The sequence below is a fragment of the Streptomyces griseiscabiei genome, assembly GCF_020010925.1.
Classification (GTDB): Bacteria; Actinomycetota; Actinomycetes; order Streptomycetales; family Streptomycetaceae; genus Streptomyces; species Streptomyces griseiscabiei.
On sequence record NZ_JAGJBZ010000002.1, the window covers coordinates 3,427,647 to 3,448,814 of the forward strand.

Genomic DNA, 21,168 nt, shown 5'->3' on the forward strand with positions numbered 1-21,168 from the left:
GCAGCGTGGCCACACTGCCCGTCCGTGGCATCGCGTCGCTCGGCGTCGGCGGGCAGGTCCAGCGGCCGACCTGCCTCGGCGTTGGCCGGCAGCAGCTCTCCCGCGCCGGCGAGGACCACCGTAAATTCTGTGGTCGCGGGGTGCCGTGACCAGGCGATGGCAAGCCCGAGACGTCTCATCGGTTGAGAATCCACCGGCCCGGCTAGATCAAGTAAGGCTTGCCTTATATGCTGGCCCGGCTCGCCGCGCTCTCATCGTGGCGCCCAGGGGATCACTCCCTCGTCTCTCGCCTGACAGGACCCTCCATGCGTACGACCCCCCGTGGTCTCCTCCTGACCCTTGCCCTCACCCCGCTGCTGACCGGTTGCTTCGTGGCCGACGAAAAAGGCTCCGGTTCGGAGGCGGACAGCGGGTCGGCGGGACGGCTGGGCGTCGCCCTCGCGGTGCCGCCGGTGCAGGCGTTGTCGCCCTACAGCAACGACGCCACGGTGTTGAGCAAGCTGTCCGTGGCCGAGGGGCTCACCGCGCTGGACGAGAACGGCGTCGCCGTGCCGGCGCTGGCGAAGTCCTGGAAGAAGACCGACGCCACCACCTGGACCTTCGAGCTGCGCGAAGCCACCTTCCAGGACGGCACGCCGGTGACGGCCGAGTCCGTCGTCGACGCGCTCGGCCACGCGGACGCAGCCGAACCCAAGCCCCGCGTCCTCAGCGACGTGACCCTCACGGTGAAGGCGGAAGACGCCGACACGGTCACCATCGGCACCAAGTCCGCAGACCCGGTGCTCCCGCTGCGGCTCGCCAGCCCGGCGCTGGCCGTCCTTGCGGGCAAGGCGTACGGCGAGGACGGTACGGTCAGCCCCGTCGGCACCGGGACTGGCCCCTTCGAGATCACGAAGCTCACCGGCAAGTCCAAGGCCGTACTCGACCGCTACGACGGCTACTGGGGCGGCAAGGCCAAGGCGTCCGGCATCGACGTCACCTGGATAGCCGACGGCACCGCCCGTGCCAACGCCCTGCGCGCGGGCGATGTCGACATCGCCGAGTGGATCCCCACCGCGCAGACGAAACTGCTGGACACCAAGACCCGCCACGAAGTGCCGTCGGTCCGGACCGACAGCCTGATCCTCAACACCGGCGGCGGCCTCTTCACCGACCCGGCCCTGCGCGCGGCCGTCCGGGAGGCCGTGGACGGCTCGGTGCTCGTCGACTCGGTCTTCAGCGGATACGCCGACCCGGCGCAGGGACTGTTCGGGCCCGCCGTGCCATGGGCGGCCGACAAGCGTGTCGAGGTCACCGGTCGCGCCGAGGCCGCGAGCACCGCGCGGGTGAAGAGCGAGACCAAGGGCAAGACCCTGCGCCTGGCCACCTACACCAACCGCTCGGAACTGCCGGAGGCCGCCACCGTTCTCCAGCAGCAGCTGGAGAAGGCCGGGTTCACCGTGCGGCAGGACGTGCGCGAGTACACCCAGATGGAGGCCGATCTCCTCGGGGGCAAGTACGACGCCCTCGTCTTCTCCCGGGTGACCCTCCTCGACACCGGCGACGCGGTCGCGTACCTGGCGAGCGACTACACGAGCGGCGGCGTCTACAACATCGCCGGTCTCAAGGACTCCGAGGTGGACGAGGCCATCAAGTCCGCCGCGGAGGAAGGCGACACGGCGAAGCGACAGCAGAAGATCATGTCGGCCGAGGCGGAGATCCTGCGTACCGACGCGGTCGTGCCGCTGGTCCACGAGAAGGTGGTCCAGGGGATCTCCACCGATGTCGAGGGCGTGCTCCTCGACCCTCGTGAGCGCTCCCTGATCGACGTCGACACCCGCCTGAAGTAGCAGCTGGTGAGCTTCACTTCGGTCCGTACCGAGGCCTCCCCGTCCCGGTGGCGGGCGGGCCTCGGCCGCCTCACCGCGGGAGCGGCGCTGCTGACGGCCGTGGCCCTGCTGCCCTGGCTCTCCGGCAACGACCCCGCGCTGACCGTCCTGCGGGCCCGTTCCGCCGACCACGATCCCACTCCGCGGCAACTGGCCGTCGTCCGGGAACAACTGGGGCTGGACGAGGGGCCGTTCGCGCATCTCGCGCACTGGCTGGGCGGACTGCCACGTGGTGACGCGGGCACCTCCTGGGTGTCGGGCGAAGCGGTTCTTCCCCAGGTGACGGGTGCCTTCGCGGTCTCGCTCACGCTGATGCTCGGAGCGCTGGCGGTCACGATCGTGGTGGCCGCCCTGGTCAGTGTCCGCACCCTGTATCTCGGCTCCCGGCGACGGCTGCACCGGGGGAGAGGGACCATCGGGGTCGCCGTGCTGGCCGCGCTGCCCAAGTTCCTGCTCGCCTCGCTCCTGGCCACTGTGTGCGGGGTGTGGTGGGGCTGGTTCCCGTCCAGTGGGTGGGCGGGGCCGGCGTCGATGGTGCTGCCCGCGCTCGCCCTCGGTGTTCCGTCCGGAGCGATGATCGGCGGTCTGCTCGACCAGTCGTTGCCCGCCGCCTTCAACGAACCGTGGACCCGGACCTGGCGCGCCTACGGATACGCGCCCGGTCGCATCGCCCGGCACGCCCTGCGCCGCACCCTGGCCGGTGTGCTTCCGCAGCTCCTGCCCACCGTCGTGGCCCTGGTCGGCGGCGCCGTCGCGGTGGAGAAGATCTTCAACATACCCGGGCTCGGCCGCCTCGCCCTGGACTCCGCAGTCGCCCAGGACCTCCCGCCGCTGCAGACCGCGACACTCACCCTCATCCTGCTCGGCGTCGGCGCCGGCCTCGTCATCCGTGCCGTACGCCGCGCACTGCTCGGCCCGGCCCTGCGGGACGGTGCCCTGCCCGCCCTGCACGCGCCCGCCCTCTCCCGGGGGAGCCTGGCCCGCTGGTCCGCCGCTGCCTGTGCCCTCGCCCTGCTCGTCCTGGTCACCGCCGGACTGCTGCGCGACCCCCTCCACGTCGACACGGCGGCCCGGCTGCTCCCGCCGTCCTCCGCACACCCGTTGGGCACCGACGCGCTCGGCCGTGATCTGCTGGCGAGGCTGGGCCACGGGGCGCTGCGCACGGTCGGTGTGGCCCTCGTGGTGACCGCCGTGTGCGCGCTCACCGGACTTGTGCTGGGCCTGGCGGCGCAGATCGGCGCGGGGCTCACGGAAGTGGTGTCGACGATGCCGGCGGTCCTCGCCGGACTCCTGACCACCGCGGTGACCGGCCCGTCCGCCTGGGGTGCCGCGCTCGCCGTCTGCCTGGTCGGCTGGACCCCCTACGCCGCCCAGGCGGCGGCCCTGCTGGAACAGGAGCGGGCCAGCGGCCACATGCTCGCGTCCGTCTCCTTCGGTGCCGGTCCCGGATATCTCCTCCGGTACCACCTGCTGCCCGCCGTGCTGCCGTCCCTCCTGCGCAACGCCCTCCTGCGCCTGCCGACCACGGTCCTCGTCCTGGCCTCGCTGGGCTTCCTCGGTCTCGGTGAGCAGCCGCCCACGGCGGAGTGGGGCCGTCTTCTGTCGGAGAACCAGCCGTACGTCGAACTCGCGCCCTGGACCGTACTCGGCCCCGCTTGCGCACTCGTCCTCCTCTCCGTCCTCGCCCTCTCCGGCACGGACGCCGTGACCGCCGGACGGCCTACGGCCGGCGGGACCGGTCGGACGATCCGGCGGCACATGACGGTGACGGTGCGTGCGCTCGGCCGTGGACCGTGGACGACGACTCGAGGGCGCTGAGCCTCTGCGACGACATGGCCCCCAACAGCACTGCGTCGACCGCCCGTTGGCCGCATCGGCACCGTGGGTCTTGGCCGGATGCAATCTTGAGGTGCACATGCAAGGTCACTACGTTGCGTTGTTGTTCGTCAACGCGTGGAGGCAACTTCTGTGGTCCGAGTACTGAAACCGCTGTCGGCCGTCGTCATCGCCTGCGCGGCCTTGACGGGTGTCGGCACGCCTGCCGGTGCGGCCGCCCCGGAACCGGAGATCATCCCGATCGACCTGCTCCTCGCCGGCTCCTACACCGACGCGTCCCGCGAGGCGATCGCGATCTGGAACAAGGCCGTCCCCACGATCAAGTTCGTCGAGCAGGACACACCGGCGGCTCTGCGGGTCATGGAGTACACGACGGCCAGGGGAGTCCAGTCCCACGTCAACATCAAGGGCGCGGGCCGCGGTTGGGTGTATCTCGAGGTCGGGGACGCCCGGTTGTACAAGCCCACTCGGATCGTCGTCCACGAGCTGGGACACATCCTCTCGCTTCCCGATGCGGGCCGGGGCCCCTGCTCCAAGGTGATGACGGGTGCCGCAGGCGGAGCGGACTGCCCCAACGACCAGCCGGACGCCGCCGAGACCGCCGCCGTCGCCGACTTCTTCGCCAAGTACGACGTCGGTGCCCGGGTCCCGTGGTGGGCGTCGTCGAGCGCCACACGCTAGGCGTTCGCCGCCGCGCCACCACGCACACGTACGTCCGTCGGCCCGCTTCCTCGCGGACGTCGCAGACATCGCGGACCTCTCGTGTGGCCGGCCCGCCGGTGGCATCAGCAGCGGTCGGAGTTGTTCACCGCGCGGTCGCGCGCCACGTACTGGCCCTTCGGTGTGCCGTCTGAATTGAGCACGTTGCCCACGGCGTCGTAGTAGGCGCCGTAGGACGTGATCTCGTTGTAGCCGCGGCCGCGCCAGGAGTAGGAGTCGACCTGCTTGCGAGTGCCGGGCGCGCCCCACGAGTAGCGGGTGACGTGGAAGACGGGATTGCTCCGCACGGTGCGCATGAGCGGGCGCATCGCCATCCAGCCCACCCGCTTCGGCGGGACGGTGATGCCGGTGGTCGTGGACCAGCCCGAGGACTTCGCGTATGACCAACTGCGGGAGTAGCCGGCGCCCGCATCGACCGACAGGACCTTCTCGATGATGTTCCACTCGATGCCCACCGAACCGGTGACGCTGTGGGTGGTCGTACTGGTCGTCTGGCCGTTCATCTGAAGGTTCTGGCTCAGCTGAGAGCCGGAGCTGCAGTTGACCAGTGTGTCGCTGACCTGCTTCTCCGCTCCGGTCCAAGTCCAGCTGGACGACTGCGGGTAGGTGCAGTACCCCTGGAAGCGTTCCCAGGGGTGGGGGATGCTCTCGCCCGGGATGCCATGGACGCCGTCCTCCATGACCTCGCCGGTCTCGATGTTGAGCCACCAGTAGGTGGGCCAGTCGGTCCGGCCGTTGCAGACGGTCATGAGGAGTTTGTCGGTGTTGAACGGCTCGATGCCTCTGAGGTTGGTCGCGGCATTCGCCGGCGACACACAGGTCAGGACCGATGCAAGGCCGAGTGCCGCGGCTACCGCGGTGCGCTTGATCATGGTGCGTGAACTCACGTACGGATCCCCTGATCGTTTCAGGAAGGGTGGACGCGACGTCTGCGTCGCATGCGTGCTGTGCCCGACGCCTCGGCAGCAGGATGCCTGAGGCGTCGCCGAGCGATGCTAGGGAGCGCGCGATTGATCAGCAACCATGATTCATGGGACTAATCAAGGGTCATTGCGGCGATTTGAGTGTCGGTCTCTGGGGCGAGGGGGCTGGGTGGCGGGTGGCACAGGTGTCGGCCGCGGTCATCCGCCAACAGGTATTTGCCAGTTCAGAGGGCTATTGAGCGGGTCTCGGCGAGGTCTCGGTCAACAATCAAGGTCGACCATGGACAGTGGACCGATGGGGCACATGGAGATCTCCACCCCACAGTCATGGGATGTATCTTGGCGAAAAAGTGTCGAGCGGGCGTTCTGAGGATGTCACTGACCGGGCTCCTGCTGTTCATCTTCCGCCTCGCCTCGCACAGGACGTCCGGCTTCCAACGGGCAACAGGCCTGCCGTACGCAGCGCGGCACGGGGCCGGTAGCCGCGACAACGCCACAGCCCGCACGGCGGAACCCGCCACCACGCAAGCCCGTCACCACTCTGATATTCGGACATCTAGACGCGCTGCTCATATGGTCATATGATGACGTCATGACTGAGACCAACCTCACGCAGGCCCCGTCGGGCGGGGAGCTCGGCTCGAACGGCCGCCGCAGCCCCATCCGTTCACGCGAGTGGCAGGACGACGACCTTCGTAGCTTCCTCGACGCCTTCAACAAGCACGACGTCGACCGCATCATGGAGTTCTTCGCGGACGACTGCGTGCTGGAGACTCCTCGAGGACCGGAGACGTGGGGGACCCGCTTCGAGGGGCAGGCCGCGGTTCGCGAGATCCTGTCCTACCGGTTCGGCTGGTTGCCCGACATGCACTACGGCAGGGACGAGCACTGGGCCATGGGCAAGCTCGGGGTGTCGCGCTGGGTGCTCACCGGGACCTCTGTGGATGGTGAGCGCATCGAGGTGCAGGGCTGTGACCTGATGCAGCTGGACGACGCGGGCTTCATCAGCCGCAAGGACTCGTACTGGAAGATCATCCAAGCCTGAGTCGTCTTGTCGGCCACGACAGTCCGGGCCTTGTTCCCAAGTCGTCGAGCCGCGATTCTCCGCCTCGGCCGCCGGCCGAACCCCGACCTGAGAGGTTGTCTCGCGTGATGATGCTTGCGAGCTTCCTGAAGCACATCAAGGCGCAGGCGACGGCGAGGATGACGAGCAAGTGGCCGCCCTTACCTCACGTCGGACGGTGAGCCGACGGTAGCCGAGCAGCCAGGAGATCGACCGCTCGATCATCCTGCGACTGCGACTGCGACTGCGACTGCGACTGCGACTGCGACTGCGACTGCGACTGCGACTGCGACTGCGACTGTGGCTGCGACTGTGGCTCTGCCGCTCGCCGCACTCGACCGGTCGTCATGGGCCCGGCCCACGCCTGGAGCGGACGACGGGCAATCGCCAGGATCAGCGGTCCGCACCCGTGGCTGCCGTGCAGGTTCGTCCTGGACACCGCGACCGACCGGCGGGATGCCCTGAGCGTCGGACAGGTCGTGCGGTTCGCTGCCTTTCTCGCCGCGATCAACCGTATTCGGTCCGGTCAGGTTTCCCTCTTCTCGTCCCGGCGGACACCGCGTCGACGATCGCGGAGGTTCAGTCGACGTCGCCCCCGAGGCGAATATCGTCCGACACCCCAACACGACCCTGTGCGGTCGAAAACTCCACCAGCCCGACTCGGTCCGCATCGGACATACCGAATGTCGGTGACGGATACCGCCATGCGAAACCGGCGGCCGACACGTACATCAACGGCGGCAACGGGGCGATCAGCTCCCACAGTTCATCGGAAACCAGCCGCTGTGACAGATCGACACCCACGACCGGCATCATGCCGCGCGGACATCAGGCCACGTGAGACACCCCTTGGCCGTTCGCACTCATCAGCATGTTCAAGCACCTTGCTGTCGTAAAGGAGAAACGCGTGAGCGCACCCCGACGAGTCCGCCGTGAAGACGCGACCTCGTACGAATTCGCCGTCAGGGAGCCCCAGCTTCGAGTCGCCCAAGGGGAACCCTTCGTCCTGGAAACGCGAGACGCGCTGAACGGCCACATCCGCACCACGGAGGATCACCTCGACGAGGCCACGCTGGGGCGAATCTTCACCGAGGGGTTCTCGAATCCGGCCGCTGGTCCGGTGTTCGTCGAAGGAGCCGAACCGGGCGACACCCTGGTCGTCGACGTCCTGGACATCGTCCCGGGCCCTGTGGGTTTCGTGGCCACGCAGGGCGGTGTCGGTCCACTTCTGGGGACGAAGTACCCCGAGCTCAGTGAGCCGTTCACCGAGCTGGTCGAACATCGCGCCGGCGAGAGCGGAACAACCGCCGATGGCACGGGGCACCTGAGCAACGGGACGAGCTGGGCCCTGGAGCCGCACATCGGTTGTCTGGGCGTCGTCCCCCAGCGGCCCGAGCAGGGGCACGACACCTTCACGATGCAGACCCGCTTCGGCGGAAACCTCGACGCGGTGGACATCAAGAAGGGCCACCGCATCTATTATCCGGTCGCGCATGAAGGGGCACTGCTGTACGCCGGCGACGTACAGGCGAGCCAAGCCACCGAGTTCGTGGGTTCAGCGGACGAATGCGAGGCCGACGTCACTCTCGCGTGCGGGGTCATCAAGGGGAAGCAGCCTCCCTTCGTCCGTATCGAAAGCCCCACGCATCTGATCCAGCTCGCCTCCCAGCGGCCGTGGGAGGACGCCGTCAGACAGGCGCACCTGTGGCTGCTCGATTGGCTCGTCGAAGACTTCGGAGTCGACCCGCGAAAGGCGGTCACCCACTTCAACGGCAATCCCGAAGTGCAAGTCCGGGTCTACTGCACGTATCTCGGAGAAAAGACAAAGGGCTGCGTCGGTGTCCAGTTTCCCAAGGAGGCCCTGCAGAGCTCTCAGCGATGACTCTCGTCATCCCTGTCGCGTCATCCGTGTGGCACGTGCAGGTCCGGTGAACCGACACAAGGTCGGGGAATCCATTCGATTCGATCTGGGCCGCAGCATTCCTGAACCTGTTGAGAAAGTAGGGCACCTCCATGATGCGTACCAGAGCACTGACCGCCCTGGCCACGACATTCGTCCTCGCCGCATCCGCCACGGCATGCGGCAGCGGTGACACTGCGGCTGCCGGCGGCGGCGGAGACGGCGGCAAACTCGTCGTCGGTGTCAGCAACACCCTTGCCGGCAACGGATGGCGCGAGGAACTGATCTGTTCGATCAAAGCCGAGGCACTCGCCAGTGGCGATGTCTCCAAGGTCGTGGTCGTGAGCAAGAACGGCGGACCCACCGACCAGATCCAGGATCTCCAGAACCTCGTGTCGCAGGGCGTCAACGTCCTCATCGTCAATCCGTCCGACCCGGAGAAGCTCAACTCGATCATCGCCGAGGCCGACAAGCAGGGCATCACGGTGGTGGCCGTCGACTCCGCCGTCACCGCGCCCGAGGCGCACGTGGTGACCAACGACCAGGTCGCGTGGGGCAAGCTCGAGATGCAGGCGCTCGCCAAGATGATCGGCGGCAAGGGCGACGTCCTGTACATGCGTGGAATCCAGGGCGTTCAGGCGGACACCGACCGGGACAAGGGCGTCCAGGCGGCCCTCGCCGACCATCCCGGCATCAAGCTCAAGGAAGTCTGGACCGGCTGGGACTACACCAAGGGCGGCGAGATCGCGGTTCAGGAGTTGACCACCAAGCCGTACGACGCGGTGTGGACCTCTGGCACCGAGTACACGGCTGTCAACGCCATCAAGACCGCGGGACGCACTCCGGTGCCGGTCGGGGGTCAGGAGTCCAACGAGTTCGTCAAGCAGTTGGCTGCGGGTGCGCCGGGCGTGATGGTCACGAACCCGGCCGTCATCGGCGGCGCGGCGCTGTCCGTGGCGCTGCGCGTGGCCAAGGGCGAGGACGTCGAACGGGACTTCAAGATCACCCCGAAGGTGTTCACCTCGGCCGACAAGAAGTCGCAGTTCCAGTCGATGTACGTCCCCGGCCAGGACCAGACCTTCAACACGACCATGTCGATCGACGGTCTGACGCACTTCACCAAGGACCAGCTCCTGGCCTGCAAGGGCCCCGGCGAGTAGAGCGACTCGCGAACCCTCGCACACATGGACGGTGGCTGCGTCAGCACGGGGGGCGACGCGGCCACCGGTCACCCGGTCATTCGTGCCGGACACCAGAGAATCGAGAGTTTGATGGCTGAACCGCTGCTGACCGCGAAGGGTGTGTCCAAGTCCTACGGACCCGTGCGCGCGCTGAAGTCGGTCGACCTTGAGGTACGCCCCGGCGAGGCCCACGCCCTTCTCGGCGCCAACGGAGCCGGGAAGTCGACCTTCGTCAAGATCCTCACCGGCGTGGTGGGTCTGGATGCGGGCGAGTTGACGATGGACGGCGCGCCGCTGAAACTGGCGAACCCTCACCAGGGTCTCGGCAGGGGCATCGCGTCGGTCTTCCAGGACCCGGCACTCGTTCCGGATCTGACCGTCGTCGAGAACTGCCGTCTCACCGGCAGTTCCACCGAGCGCGTACGTCGGGAACTCGGGCGGATGGGGCTCGGGACGCTGGATCTGCGGGAGAAGGCCGGTGACATTCCCCTGCCCTTCCAACGGATGATCGACCTCGCTCGCGCACTGAGCCACGAACCGCGTCTGCTGATCCTGGACGAGATCACGGCCGCTCTCCCTCGTGACCTCGCGGAGAAGGTCTTCGAGGTGATGGCCGCGCAGGTCGAGCGGAACCGAACGGTGCTGTTCATCTCGCACCGTCTGGACGAGGTGATTCGTCACTGCACGAACTGCACCGTCTTCCGGGACGGACGCACCGTCGCGTCCTTCGTGCCCAGGGAGGGCGGCGAACAGCGCATCGTCTCCTCGATGCTGGGCGGGGACGCCGACGTCGACCGTTCGGACATCGTGGAGCGCGCTCCGTCGCAGCTCGGTGAGAGCTTCCTGGACGTGCGCGAGTTGGCGTACGGGCAGGTCCACGACGTCGGCTTCGAGGTCCGTGCCGGTGAGGTGGTCGGGCTGATCGCGCTCGAAGGCCAGGGCCAGGACGAACTGTTCGCCTGTCTGGCCGGCGATCAGCGCTCCAGCGCCGGAACGATCGCCCTGCGTGGCAAGGAGATACGGGCGCGGCACCCCGCGGACGCCATCAAGGCAGGGATGGTCCTCGTGCCGAGTGACCGACTGATGGCGCTGCTCCCTCAGCGACCCATTCACGAATCGGTGGCCCTTCCCCTCCGAGCCTCGGTCCGGCACTGGGGCCCCTTCAGCGCCCGTCGCGAGCGCGAGGTCATGGGTAAGGTCGTCAAACGCCTCTCCATCGACACCCGGGCTGCCGCGCAGAGCCGACGACTCTCCGGCGGCAACCAGCAGAAGCTCACCATTGCCCGGTGGCTGGCGGCCGGCTTCGACACCCTGCTGCTGTTCGACCCCACCCGCGGGATCGACATCGGCGCCAAGCATCAGATCTACGAACTGGTCCGAGAACTGGCAGCCGACGGGAAGGCGGTCTTCATGTACACCAGCGAGCTGCGCGAAGCCAACCTCGTCTGCGACCGGATTCTGGTTCTACGGCGGGGGACCATCGTGGGTTCCCTGCTGCCAGGCGCCACCGAGGAGCAGATGCTGCAGGCCATGTACGGCGTGATCGTGGACCAGGAGGTCGTCGGATGAGTACGGTCCCGGTCCAGGACTCGGTGACCAGCCTGCCGACGCCGTCGACCACGTTCCAGCGCTTCCGCAGGAGGCACGGCTGGCTGCTCACGATCGCAGTGATCCTTGTGGGCATGCTTGTCTGGCGGGCCGGACAGATTCCGGTTTTCGGCGGCTTCGCGGTTCGCACCATAACGGCCGGAACACTCTCGCTGGCACTGGTCTCGATCGCCCTGGGAGTCGTCATTCTCACCGGCGGCTTCAACTTCGCCGTCGGCTCCATGGTTGTCTTCATCAACTGCTTCTCGGCCTGGCTCATGCAGGGCAAGGGGCTTGCGGCCTGCCTCCTCGTAGCCGTGCTGGCCATCGCGCTCTCAGTGGTGTTGTCAGCTCTCATGGGCTGGATCTCGGTCGTGTCCGGCGTCCCCGACATCGTCGTGACGCTCGCCGTCAGTTTCATGCTGCCGGGTGCCGCGCTCCTCCTCCTGGGAGGTCCAGGAGGAGGAACCTCTCCCGAATTCGTCGATCTCGTGGTCGGCGGGCTGGCCAACCCCTGGCCGTCCCTCTGCTGGCTCGTGGCATCCATCGGTCTCATCTGGATTCCCTTGGCCCGCAGCCGGTTCGGGAAGGCGTTGTACGCCCTGGGTAGCAGCAAGCAGGCCGCGTTCCTCGCCGGTGTGGACGTGGGACGCACACGCATCAAGGCGTACGCCCTGTCCGGTCTCTTCTGCGGACTCGCCGGCGTCGCGACAACCGCCTACACGGCCAGCGCCGAGCCCCGGGCCTCGACCGGGCTGGGCATGCTGCTCAGCGCGGTGGCAGCCGTGGTCCTGGGCGGCGTCGCGCTCCAGGGCGGGACGGGAGGCATGGCCGGACCGGTCCTCGCCGCCTTCATCCTCAGCCTCATCCCGGCGGTCATGCTGGGCATGGGCGTCGACCCCAACACGGCCGAAACCGTACGGGGCGTGATCCTCATCATCGTCGTCCTCGTCGGGGGCTGGCTGCAGGCACAAAGGAGATCGGCATGAGCGGCACCCTGAAGCCTTTGGAGCAGGCGGACATGGTGACTGTTGCCCAGGCGCAGGACGCTCACGGATCGCGCCGCAGAGCGCTGGCCGAGCGGCTGCGCGACCAACCGGTGCTGGCTCTCGGTCTGGTCTTCGTCGTCCTCTACCTCATCTCCGGCAGCCAGGATTCCGCGATGTTCTCCGCGGAGGGTGTCCGCTCGCTGCTGCTCCTCGCCGCGCCGCTCGGCATCTTCGCCGCGGCACAGACGATCTGCATGCTCACCGGGGGCATCGACCTCAGCATCACGATGACGGCGAACCTGGCCGCCTACGTCTGCGCCAATCAGGCGGGGGCCGGCCAACTGCAGGCTCTCGCCCTCGCGTTCGGCGTGGGAATACTCGTGGGCGTCGTCAATGGCATCGGCATCGGCGTCTTCAAGGTCAACGCACTCATCATGACCCTGGGTCTGTCGTCGGTACTGCTCGGCATCATCGTGGTCGGCATGAAGAGCGGCGGCTTCCTCTCCGGCTCCAAGACGGTCATCCCCCTCGTCACCTACCTCGGAGGCGGGTCGCTCATCGGCCCGATCCCGGCAAGTGCGCTGCTCTGGGTGCCACTTTCGATCATTCTCATCTGGGGCCTGAGGCAGACCGGTCTCGGACGCTGCATCTACGCAGTGGGTGACAACCCGGTGGCGTGCAGGCTCGGAGGCGTCCGGGTCTGGATGGTCCTGACCGCCGTCTATGCCATCGCCGGAGTCCTGGCCGCGCTCGGGGGGCTGCTCTTCTCCGGTATCTCGTCATCCCTCGGGCCTGACCAGACCAACGGATACCTTCTCCCCGCGATCGCCGCCGTGGTCATCGGCGGGACATCGATCATGGGTGGGATCGGGGGCTACTCAGGCACGATCATGGGCACCTTGATCCTCACCCTGCTCAACCGGCTTCTGCTCACCCTGGACACCAGCGAGGGCATGCGGCAGATCATCTACGGCGTCATCGTGCTCACTCTTGCGTGGGCCTACGTCAGGATCTCGGGCCAGCGATCGGAGTAGCAGGCCAGTCGCACCGCGCCTCCCTTCCCGGGGCGTCGAACGGCACGTGGACACGCTGAGCGGAGCAGTCGAACCCTACCCCCTTTGGGTGAGAGGATCATATGATGACATGCGTGCAGTGCATGCTGGACGGGTCGAAGCGCACAGTAAGGAGCCGGCCGTGACCATTCGCCTCGGCGCCATCGCCGACGACTTCACAGGTGCCACAGACCTGGCCAACAACCTCGTACGCTCCGGCATGCGCACCACGCAGGTCATCGGGGTGCCCACAGTCGGCACGCTCAAGGAGTTCGAGTCGGACGCGGTCGTGGTGGCCCTGAAGACGCGGACCGCGCCGGTGGCCGATGCGGTGCGAGAGTCGGTGGAAGCGGCCAAGTCGCTTCGCGAAGCCGGTGCCGAGCAGCTCTACTTCAAGTACTGCTCGACCTTCGACTCGACCGACGAAGGCAACATCGGACCGGTGACCGACGCCCTGTTGGACCTTGTGGGGGCTGACTACACCGTTGCGGCCCCCGCTTTCCCGGCCGTCGGACGAACGGTCTATCAAGGCCATTTGTTCGTAGGCGACCGGCTGCTCAACGAATCCGGCATGCGGAGCCATCCGCTCACACCGATGACGGACGCCGATCTCGTGCGCGTTCTGGGCAGGCAGACGATCCATCCGGTGGGACTGATCGCCGAGGCGACGGTTCTCGCCGGCCCGGAGGCTGTCGCGGACGAGCTTCGACGACTGCGACGTGACAACGGCGTGCGGATCGCCGTACTGGACGCTGTCTCCGATGCCGACCTGGTCACCCTGGGATCCGCCGTGGCCGACCTGCCCCTCGTCACGGCGGGCTCGGGGCTCGCGCTCGGCCTCGCGCGCGGCTGGTCCCGTCGGCCTTCGTGCGAAGCGCAGTTGCTTCCGCCGGCGTCGGGTCACGCGGCAGTGATCGCGGGTTCGGTGTCCAGAGCGACCAACGCCCAGGTGGACGAGTTCATCGCCACCGGAGCTCCCGCCGTGTCCCTGGACCTGGACCGGATCGCGTCGGGCGTCGATGTGGTCCCGGAGGTGCTCGACCGCTCGTCCCGTGCGCTGGGGCGTGAACCCGTGCTCGTGTACTCGACGCGCTCGCCGGCCGAGGTGAAGGCCTTCCAGGATCTCGTGGGACAGCAGCACGCCGGCGAGCTCATCGAGTCCGCCTTGGCGCGCATCGCCGTCGGGCTGGTGGATCTCGGTGTGGGCGCTCTGGTGGTCGCCGGTGGAGAGACGTCCGGTGCCGTCGTGCACGCGCTCGCCGTCGACTCCCTGCAGATCGGCGCCCAGATCGACCCCGGGGTTCCGTGGTGCGCCACCCGCCGGTCCGGTCGAACGCTCCATCTCGCGTTGAAGTCCGGGAACTTCGGGGGCGCCGACTTCTTCACGCGTGCGTTCACCCAGCTCGACCGGAAGGCGGACACATGACCCGGGAACCACGCGATGAAATAGTGCGAGTCGGCCGGAGCCTGTTCGAGCGCGGTTATGTCCACGCCGCTGCCGGGAACATCAGCATCCGGCATTCCGAGGGGTTCCTCATCACGCCGACGGACGCCCCGCTGGGCTTTCTCGAAGCGGACCGCCTGGCCGAGTGCGATCTCGACGGAAATCAGCTGAGCGGCGCGCGGGCGAGCAAGACCCTGCGACTGCACCGGCGTATCTACGCGGAGGTGCCCGATGCCGGTTGTGTCATCCACACGCACGCCACGCATCTGGTGGCCCTGACGCTCCGCGGAGTCTGGTCGGCCGAGGACATCCTCCCTCCCCTCACCCCCTACTACGTGATGAAGGTGGGTCACACGCCACTCGTGCCGTACCGGCGTCCCGGACATCCCGACGTGGCTCACCTGGTGGCGGAACGCCTCCGAAGGAACCCGCGTCTGCGCGCCGTGATGCTTGATCGCTTGGGTCCACTGGTCTGGGCCGAGAACCCGTCGGTGGCGATGGCGATCCTCGAGGAGCTGGAGGAGACCGCTCGGGTATGGCTCGCGTCAGGGCGGTCGGACTCGGGGTTGCCGCCAGATGCGATAAGGGACTTGGCCGTCACGTTCGGTTCGCACTGGTGATGAGGGAGTTACAGATGGTCAGGCTTGCTGCCAATGTGTCGATGCTCTACGGAGAACACGACTTTCTCGATCGTTTCGAGGCTGCGGCCGTGGACGGCTTCGACGCCGTCGAATATCTCTTCCCGTACGACTTCGAACCCTCGGTACTTCGCCGACGTCTCGATGAGAACGGTCTCACCCAGGTGCTGTTCAACGCGCCGCCGGGCGACTGGGGCGCGGGGGAACGCGGAATCGCCTCACTGCCCGGCAGGGAACGCGAATTCCGGGCAGGGCTCGACCGAGCCCTGTGGTACGCCCACGAGTTGGGATGCGGGCAGGTGCATGTGATGGCGGGTGTCGTGCCGAACTCCGCGGACCTGTCCGACTACCGGGCCCGCTATCTGGAGACTCTGGCCTGGGCCACAGAGAGGGCCAAGCCGGCCGGTGTCCGGCTTCTGCTCGAACCGATCAATCACCGGGACATGCCCGGCTATCTGCTCACGCGTCAGCGAGAAGCACACAGGGCGGTGGCCGACATCGATGCGTCCGGGCTCGGGGTTCAGCTCGACCTGTACCACTGCCAGATCACCGAGGGCGACCTCACGACGACGCTGCGCAGGGACCTGCCCTCCGGACGTGTCGCGCACGTACAGATCGCCGGAGTTCCCGACCGGCACGAACCGGACCGGGGTGAGGTGGACTTCGCCCATCTGCTCGGTGAGCTCGACCGTCTTGGATACGGCGGTGCGGTGGGACTGGAATACCGGCCGGCTGCCGGCACCAGCAAGGGATTGACGCGTTTTCGACAGTACCTCCGCGACAGGGGAGTCTCGGTATGAGAGTTGTGATCACTGGCGGATCTGGCTTTCTCGGCAACCTGTTGGCCAAGGAGTTGTTGAGGCGCGACCTGTTCCGCGGAGAGAGAATCAGCGAACTGGTACTCCTCGACCGCGTCACTCGGCCGGCCGAGTGGGGGGACGAGAGGGTCACAGAGGTCCAGGGCGACCTTCTCGCCGTCCTCGAGGACGTGTTCTCGGAACCAGTCGACGCGATCTTCCATCTGGCCGCAGCCGTGAGTGCCGACTGCGAGGTCGACTTCGATCTGGGGATGCGGAGCAACGTCGACACCACCCGCGGACTCCTCGAGGCGACCCGGAAGCAGCAGGGCGCCGGCGGGCCTCGTGCCTTGGTCGTCCTCGCGAGCAGCGTCGCCGTCTACGGCCAGGACCCCGAGGTTCCGGCTCCGGAGATGATCTCCGAGCAGGTCCTTCCGCTTCCGGCGTCCAGCTACGGGGCCCAGAAGACCATCTGCGAACAACTGACGGCCGACTACACGCGGAAGGGTTTTCTCGATGGCCGGGTGGTTCGACTGATGACTGTCGCCATCCGGCCCGGCACGCCGAACGGGGCCGCGTCCGGGTTCCTCTCCGGAATCATTCGGGAGCCACTGAACGGCCAGGCGTCGACCTGCCCGGTAGACCCGTCTCTGCGGGTTGCCATCGCATCGCCGCGAAACACGATCTCCGGACTGGTGAAGGTCGCCGAAGCACGTCGTGGGAAGGGTGCGGGCGACCTGGCCGGTCGACTGCCGATCAACCTTCCCTCGCTGACGGTCTCTGTCGAACAGATGCTTGAGGAGTTGCGCCGTATCGCGGGAGACGAGGTGGCCGGGCTGGTCAAGGTGGATCCCGACCCGTCCATCGAGGCGATTGTGGGGTCGTGGCCCGCGCGGTTCGACAACAGAAGGGCGATCGACCTGGGTATCGAGGGCGATTCCTCCTTCCACGATGTTGTCCAGCAGTACATAGCCGACTACGTACCGGCACGTAGTCATGGCGGCTTCCGCGCCGACGGGCGAAGGTAGGCTGAGGACATGCTGTCCAAGATGACCTCGTCGACACGACTGACCGACCGGGTGGCGGCGACTCTCGCCGAGGAAATAGCGAGTGGGCGGATCGGAGTCGGCGAACGACTTCCCACCGAATCGCAACTGGTGACCCAACTGGGCGTCAGTCGAACCGTCGTGCGCGAGGCGATCACGCTGCTGCGCAACTCCGGTCTGGTGGAGTCGCGGCAAGGGGTCGGGGTCTTCGTGCTGCCCGGCCGCATCCAGCCGTTGGACCTGGCAGGTGAGCCGGAACCGAGCATCGCGGCCACGCTGCGCGTGCTGGAGGTGCGAGAGGCGATCGAGGTCGCCGCGGCTCGTTTGGCTGCTCAACGCGCCTCGGCGCAGCAACGACGCAGCATTCGTCGGGCTCTCGACGCCGTTGCCGACGCTGTCGCGAAGGGCGGGGACGGCGTCAAGGAAGACCTTGCCTTCCATGCCGAGATCGCGCAGGCAACCGGCAATGAGGTACTGGCCTCGACTGTCTCCTACCTCGGAGAGGTGATGGAGAGCGGCATCCGCGTGAGCCGCGAGCGCGAAGCGCTTCGGGCCGACTTCATGTCAGCCGTCACAGCCGAGCACGAAGCGCTCTTGGCGGCTATCGAGGCCGGTGACGGTGACGCAGCCGCTGCGGCTGCGTCGACGCACCTGCACAACGCCGCGACTCGTCTTCGGACCAGCGGCGAGAGCTGACGCTTCCGACAGCGGGCTTGACGCGCTTTCGAGGGCCTGGGCGGAGTGGTGGACGCCGCAGACTCCGCCGCGGCGGAGTCTGCGGCGTCCGGGCCGTGGCGGCACCGCTGGCCGTCGGCAACCCGCTTTTCGTCAAGCCCGGCGAGGACGCGCCGATCGCCTGCGGACTGCTCGCCGCAGAGGCACTGCGCGAGGCGGGACTGCCCGACGGAGTGCTCGACGTGGCCACCAACGCCCGTAAGAACGCCGCAGGGGTCGCCGAGGTGCTGATCGCCGCCCGCGCGAGTACGCGCAGTGAACCTCACCGGCTCCACGGGCCGCGCTCGAAGTGGGCGGCGAGAACGCGGAGATCGTCCTGGACGACGCGGACGTGGACCATGCCGTCGAGGCCGTGACGTTCGGCGTGTTCAGGTCTCGGCAGGGGTTCGACTCACGGCCGTCTCGGCCCAGATGGTCTTGCCGTCGCGGGTGTGCCGAGTGCCCCATCCTCGACTGAGCCGGGCCACGAGCAGCAGACCACGACCGCCCTCGTCGTGCGCGCGGGCGCGGCGCAGGTGAGGGGCTGTGCTGCTGCCGTCGGAAACCTCGCAGGTGAGGTGGTGCTCGTAGATCAGCCGCAGCCGGATCGGGGGAGAGGCGTGCCGGATGGCATTGGTGACCAGCTCGCTGACCAGCAGTTCGGTGACGAAGGAGTCCTCCTGCAGGCCCCAGTCGCCGAGTCGGGCGGAAACGAGCTTGCGGGCCTTGGAGACGATGGCCGGGGCGCCTGGCAGGTCCCAGGTCGCGACGTGTCCCGGGTCCAGGACCCGGGTGCGGGCGGTCAGCAGCGCGATGTCGTCGGTGTGACGGTCGGTGGGCGGCAGCGCGGCGAGCATACGGTCGCACAGGTCGTCCAGATCGGTGGCGGGCCGGGCGAGCGACGCGCGCAGTCTGGTGAGGCCCTTGGCGAGGTCGTGGTCGGGGGTGTCGATCAGGCCGTCGGTATAGAGCGCGATCACGCTGCCCTCGGGGAGGGTGACCGAGGTGGTCTCGAAGGGCAGGTCGCCCAAGCCCAGCGGGGGACCGACGGGCAGTTCCAGAATGTCCACGGTGCCGTCGGGGCTGACCACGGCCGGCCCGGGGTGGCCGGCGCTGGCCAGTGTGCAGACACGTGAAACGGGGTCGTAGACCGCGTAGAGGCACGTCGAGCCGAAGCCCCCGGCGAGTTCGGCGGCCTGGTCGTCCGGCGTGCTGCCGTCGGCGTCGGCCGAGAGCCGTACGACCAGGTCGTCGAGGTGGGTGAGCAGCTCGTCCGGCGCGAGGTCGACATCGGCGAGCGTACGTACGGCGGTGCGCAGGCGACCCATGGCGGCCGACGCCTGAATGCCGTGCCCGACCACGTCGCCGACGACCAGCGCGACCCTGGCGCTGGACAGGGGGATCACGTCGAACCAGTCGCCCCCCGCACCTCCCGGCCCGTGGGCGGGCAGATAGCGGTAGGCCACGTCCATGGCGGCCGGACGGGGCAGCCTCTGCGGCAGGAGGGTGCGCTGGAGCGTCGCCGCCGTGTCGCGCTCACGGGTGTAGCGACGCGCGTTGTCGATGGCCACCGCGGCCCGTGCCGAGATCTCCTCGGCGAGCAGCAGATCGTCCCGGTCGAAAGGATCCGGCGTCCGGTGACGGACGAGAACGGTCACCCCCAGCGTGGCACCCCGGGCCCGCAACGGCACGGCCATGACGGAATGGACACCGAGAGCGCGTACCTCCGCCTCCAGGAGCGCGTTCCCGAGGAGCGACGCGTCGTACCGGGCCCGCAGTACGGACCGTCCCGTGGCCAGGCACCGCGCCGTCGCCGAGTCACCCGAGTAGGAGACGACATCACCGAGGGCGAAGACCGGTTCGGGCGCTCCTGGGATCTCCGGCCGGCGAGCGACCAGGCGCAGCCGGACCGGCCGCCGCGGATGGGTTCCCGAACCCTCGGACGAAGGGCCGGTCGCCTCGGCGGCATCGAGGTCGGGGAGCAGCGAGACGACGACCAGGTCGGCGAACTCCGGAACGGTGACGTCGCTGAGTTCCGCGGCCGTACGCGCCACGTCCAGGGTGCTGCCGATGCGGACACTGGCGTCGTTGAGCGTCTGCAGCCGCTTACGGGCCCAGTACTGTTCCGTGATGTCGTGGGCGGTCACACCCACACCACGCATCACGCCGTCCGGGTCTCGCACGGGGAAGGTCTGCTGGGACCACGCGTGTTCGCGGGACTCTCCGGGAACCCGCCCGTAGGCCTCCAGGTACTGCGGTTCGCCGGTCTCGAGCGTCCGCGCCATGGCCCTCTCCAGCCGGTCGCTGCTCAGGTGGGGCGCCATCTCCGAGACCCGCAGCCCGCGCCACTCGCTCTCGGGAAGGGACGTCGCTCGTTCGGCGGCCCGGTTGGCGCGACGCCGACGCATGCGGATGTCGTGCACGCCGAGGGCGCAGGGAGTCTGCTCGAAGGCCCACACCCCCAGCGACTCGTCCCACGGACCCGAGGCCTCGTCGAGGGGGGAGACCACGAACCATTCGGGGCCCGTGTCGGCCCCCGGCCGGTGATGAGCCAGCAGCCGAGTCTCCACCCGGTGCCCGTCCCGGTGCCGCAGTGCAACGGTGCCGCTCCACCGCGGCAGGTCATGGAGCTCGCTCACTCTTTCCGCGGGGAGGGCTTGATCGAGCAGGTGGACGGCGGGCCGTCCGACGACCTCGGCGGACGAATAGCCCAACAGCCTGCGGGCACCCTCTCTCCAACCCGTCACCGAGCCGTGCTCGTCCATGGTCGCCCTGGCCGTAGCCACCTCGTCGAACCTGTCGTCGGGCGAGAACGTCTCCGCGGCCTCAGGTGGATTCGGTTGCTCCATCGCTGTCTCGCTTCCAGCCGACCACACGCCTCTTCGAGAGAGGGGCAGCCGAGACCGGCCGCCGGGGACCGTGATCCACCCCAAGGGTACGCCGCTCGGTGCCGCCGAGCCCTGCCCAGATCCACGCCGAGGTGGCGGGTGTCCCGGAGGAGCTGAGCACCACACGGGCCGATGCGGTGCCCGGACGGTGCGCGTCCGCCATGTGGTCATGAGGGGCGCGGTACCGCGAGGCGCGGTGCTGCGTCGTGAGGCCGAGCGGCGCGAGCGCCCTGTGCGACTGCTCACGCGTAGCTGGAACACGTTCGCGGCTGAGCAGGCAGCCGTTCCCATGTCCGGGCGGAGTCGGCGCAGGTTGTTCCTCTCCGCGGCCCCCGCTTCGGACGTGGCCCTCGTCACCGTGGGGACGCCCGGCGTCATGACCGTGGGGCTCGGCGGCCACGGTCATGTCGTCGTCGGTGAACGCCTCGACGACGCGGACCGCTCCGATCGTGTCCGGGCACTACGGGTCCGCGTCCTCGTGCGGTGGCAGTCAGGCCGTACCCGACGTGCACCTGGATGTGC

17 protein-coding genes and 1 pseudogene are annotated in these 21,168 nt (G+C 68.2%); 15 read left to right on the forward strand and 3 right to left on the reverse strand.

Annotated elements, in window-relative coordinates; translation table 11 throughout:
• Positions 1-305 precede the first annotated feature (305 nt).
• From J8M51_RS31995 to J8M51_RS32005, 3 genes are all read left to right on the forward strand, one after another.
• The gene (locus tag J8M51_RS31995) at positions 306-1,829 is read left to right on the forward strand and encodes an ABC transporter substrate-binding protein (protein ID WP_267299640.1); all 1,524 of its coding nucleotides are present in this window, start codon (positions 306-308) and stop codon (positions 1,827-1,829) included.
• A gap of 6 nt (positions 1,830-1,835) precedes the next feature.
• Positions 1,836-3,686 carry an ABC transporter permease subunit gene (locus J8M51_RS32000; protein ID WP_267299641.1) on the forward strand — a complete coding sequence of 617 codons (1,851 nt, stop codon included), beginning with the start codon at positions 1,836-1,838 and terminating at the stop codon, positions 3,684-3,686.
• 150 nt (positions 3,687-3,836) lie between these two features.
• A complete protein-coding gene (locus J8M51_RS32005; RefSeq protein WP_086752072.1) occupies positions 3,837-4,385 on the forward strand; it encodes a snapalysin family zinc-dependent metalloprotease in 549 nt (182 codons plus the stop codon).
• A 104-nt stretch (positions 4,386-4,489) separates the two neighbouring features.
• Here J8M51_RS32005 and J8M51_RS32010 read toward each other — a convergent pair whose 3' ends face one another.
• The gene (locus J8M51_RS32010; protein WP_143673066.1) at positions 4,490-5,311 is read right to left on the reverse strand and encodes a hypothetical protein; all 822 of its coding nucleotides are present in this window, start codon (positions 5,309-5,311) and stop codon (positions 4,490-4,492) included.
• 628 nt (positions 5,312-5,939) lie between these two features.
• Here J8M51_RS32010 and J8M51_RS32015 point away from each other — a divergent pair.
• Entirely contained in the window at positions 5,940-6,392 is a 453-nt protein-coding gene (locus J8M51_RS32015; RefSeq protein WP_086752068.1) for a nuclear transport factor 2 family protein, read from the forward strand.
• A 597-nt stretch (positions 6,393-6,989) separates the two neighbouring features.
• Here the strand turns inward: J8M51_RS32015 and J8M51_RS32020 are convergent.
• On the reverse strand, positions 6,990-7,214 hold the full coding sequence (locus J8M51_RS32020; RefSeq protein ID WP_143673065.1) for a hypothetical protein: 225 nt from the start codon (positions 7,212-7,214) through the stop codon (positions 6,990-6,992).
• A 103-nt stretch (positions 7,215-7,317) separates the two neighbouring features.
• Here J8M51_RS32020 and J8M51_RS32025 point away from each other — a divergent pair, with 103 nt between their 5' ends.
• The 11 genes and pseudogenes from J8M51_RS32025 to J8M51_RS32075 all read left to right on the forward strand — a co-directional run.
• Positions 7,318-8,292: an acetamidase/formamidase family protein gene (locus tag J8M51_RS32025; protein WP_179202869.1), complete on the forward strand. Its 975-nt coding sequence runs from the start codon at positions 7,318-7,320 to the stop codon at positions 8,290-8,292.
• Positions 8,293-8,423: 131 nt separating this feature from the next.
• Positions 8,424-9,470, forward strand: a complete 1,047-nt coding sequence (locus tag J8M51_RS32030; protein WP_086752061.1) for a substrate-binding domain-containing protein — start codon at positions 8,424-8,426, stop codon at positions 9,468-9,470.
• 111 nt (positions 9,471-9,581) lie between these two features.
• The gene (locus J8M51_RS32035) at positions 9,582-11,060 is read left to right on the forward strand and encodes a sugar ABC transporter ATP-binding protein (RefSeq protein WP_086752059.1); all 1,479 of its coding nucleotides are present in this window, start codon (positions 9,582-9,584) and stop codon (positions 11,058-11,060) included.
• A 23-nt stretch (positions 11,061-11,083) separates the two neighbouring features.
• On the forward strand, positions 11,084-12,067 hold the full coding sequence (locus tag J8M51_RS32040; protein WP_218781393.1) for an ABC transporter permease: 984 nt from the start codon (positions 11,084-11,086) through the stop codon (positions 12,065-12,067).
• The gene (locus J8M51_RS32045; RefSeq protein WP_218781392.1) at positions 12,064-13,101 is read left to right on the forward strand and encodes an ABC transporter permease; all 1,038 of its coding nucleotides are present in this window, start codon (positions 12,064-12,066) and stop codon (positions 13,099-13,101) included. Before J8M51_RS32040 ends, J8M51_RS32045 begins: the two co-directional genes overlap by 4 nt.
• A 160-nt stretch (positions 13,102-13,261) precedes the next feature.
• Entirely contained in the window at positions 13,262-14,545 is a 1,284-nt protein-coding gene (gene otnK / locus J8M51_RS32050) for a 3-oxo-tetronate kinase (protein ID WP_267299642.1), read from the forward strand.
• On the forward strand, positions 14,542-15,183 hold the full coding sequence (locus tag J8M51_RS32055) for a class II aldolase/adducin family protein (protein WP_086762864.1): 642 nt from the start codon (positions 14,542-14,544) through the stop codon (positions 15,181-15,183). Before otnK ends, J8M51_RS32055 begins: the two co-directional genes overlap by 4 nt.
• 14 nt (positions 15,184-15,197) lie before the next feature.
• Positions 15,198-16,001 (forward strand): 2-oxo-tetronate isomerase, encoded by an 804-nt coding sequence (gene otnI / locus J8M51_RS32060; RefSeq protein WP_086762866.1) that lies wholly within the window; start codon positions 15,198-15,200, stop codon positions 15,999-16,001.
• Positions 15,998-17,026 (forward strand): D-erythronate dehydrogenase, encoded by a 1,029-nt coding sequence (gene denD, locus J8M51_RS32065; RefSeq protein WP_267299643.1) that lies wholly within the window; start codon positions 15,998-16,000, stop codon positions 17,024-17,026. The genes otnI and denD overlap by 4 nt, the downstream gene beginning before the upstream one ends.
• Before the next feature lie 9 nt (positions 17,027-17,035).
• Complete coding sequence (locus tag J8M51_RS32070) at positions 17,036-17,740, forward strand: FadR/GntR family transcriptional regulator (protein WP_086759139.1); 705 nt, start codon at positions 17,036-17,038, stop codon at positions 17,738-17,740.
• A 77-nt stretch (positions 17,741-17,817) separates the two neighbouring features.
• Positions 17,818-18,149, forward strand: a pseudogene (locus J8M51_RS32075) (aldehyde dehydrogenase family protein); the annotation flags it as partial.
• On the opposite strand, the gene J8M51_RS32080 reads toward J8M51_RS32075, so the two are convergent.
• Positions 18,148-20,607: a SpoIIE family protein phosphatase gene (locus J8M51_RS32080; RefSeq protein WP_267299644.1), complete on the reverse strand. Its 2,460-nt coding sequence runs from the start codon at positions 20,605-20,607 to the stop codon at positions 18,148-18,150. The pseudogene J8M51_RS32075 and the gene J8M51_RS32080 overlap by 2 nt on opposite strands.
• Positions 20,608-21,168 lie beyond the last annotated feature (561 nt).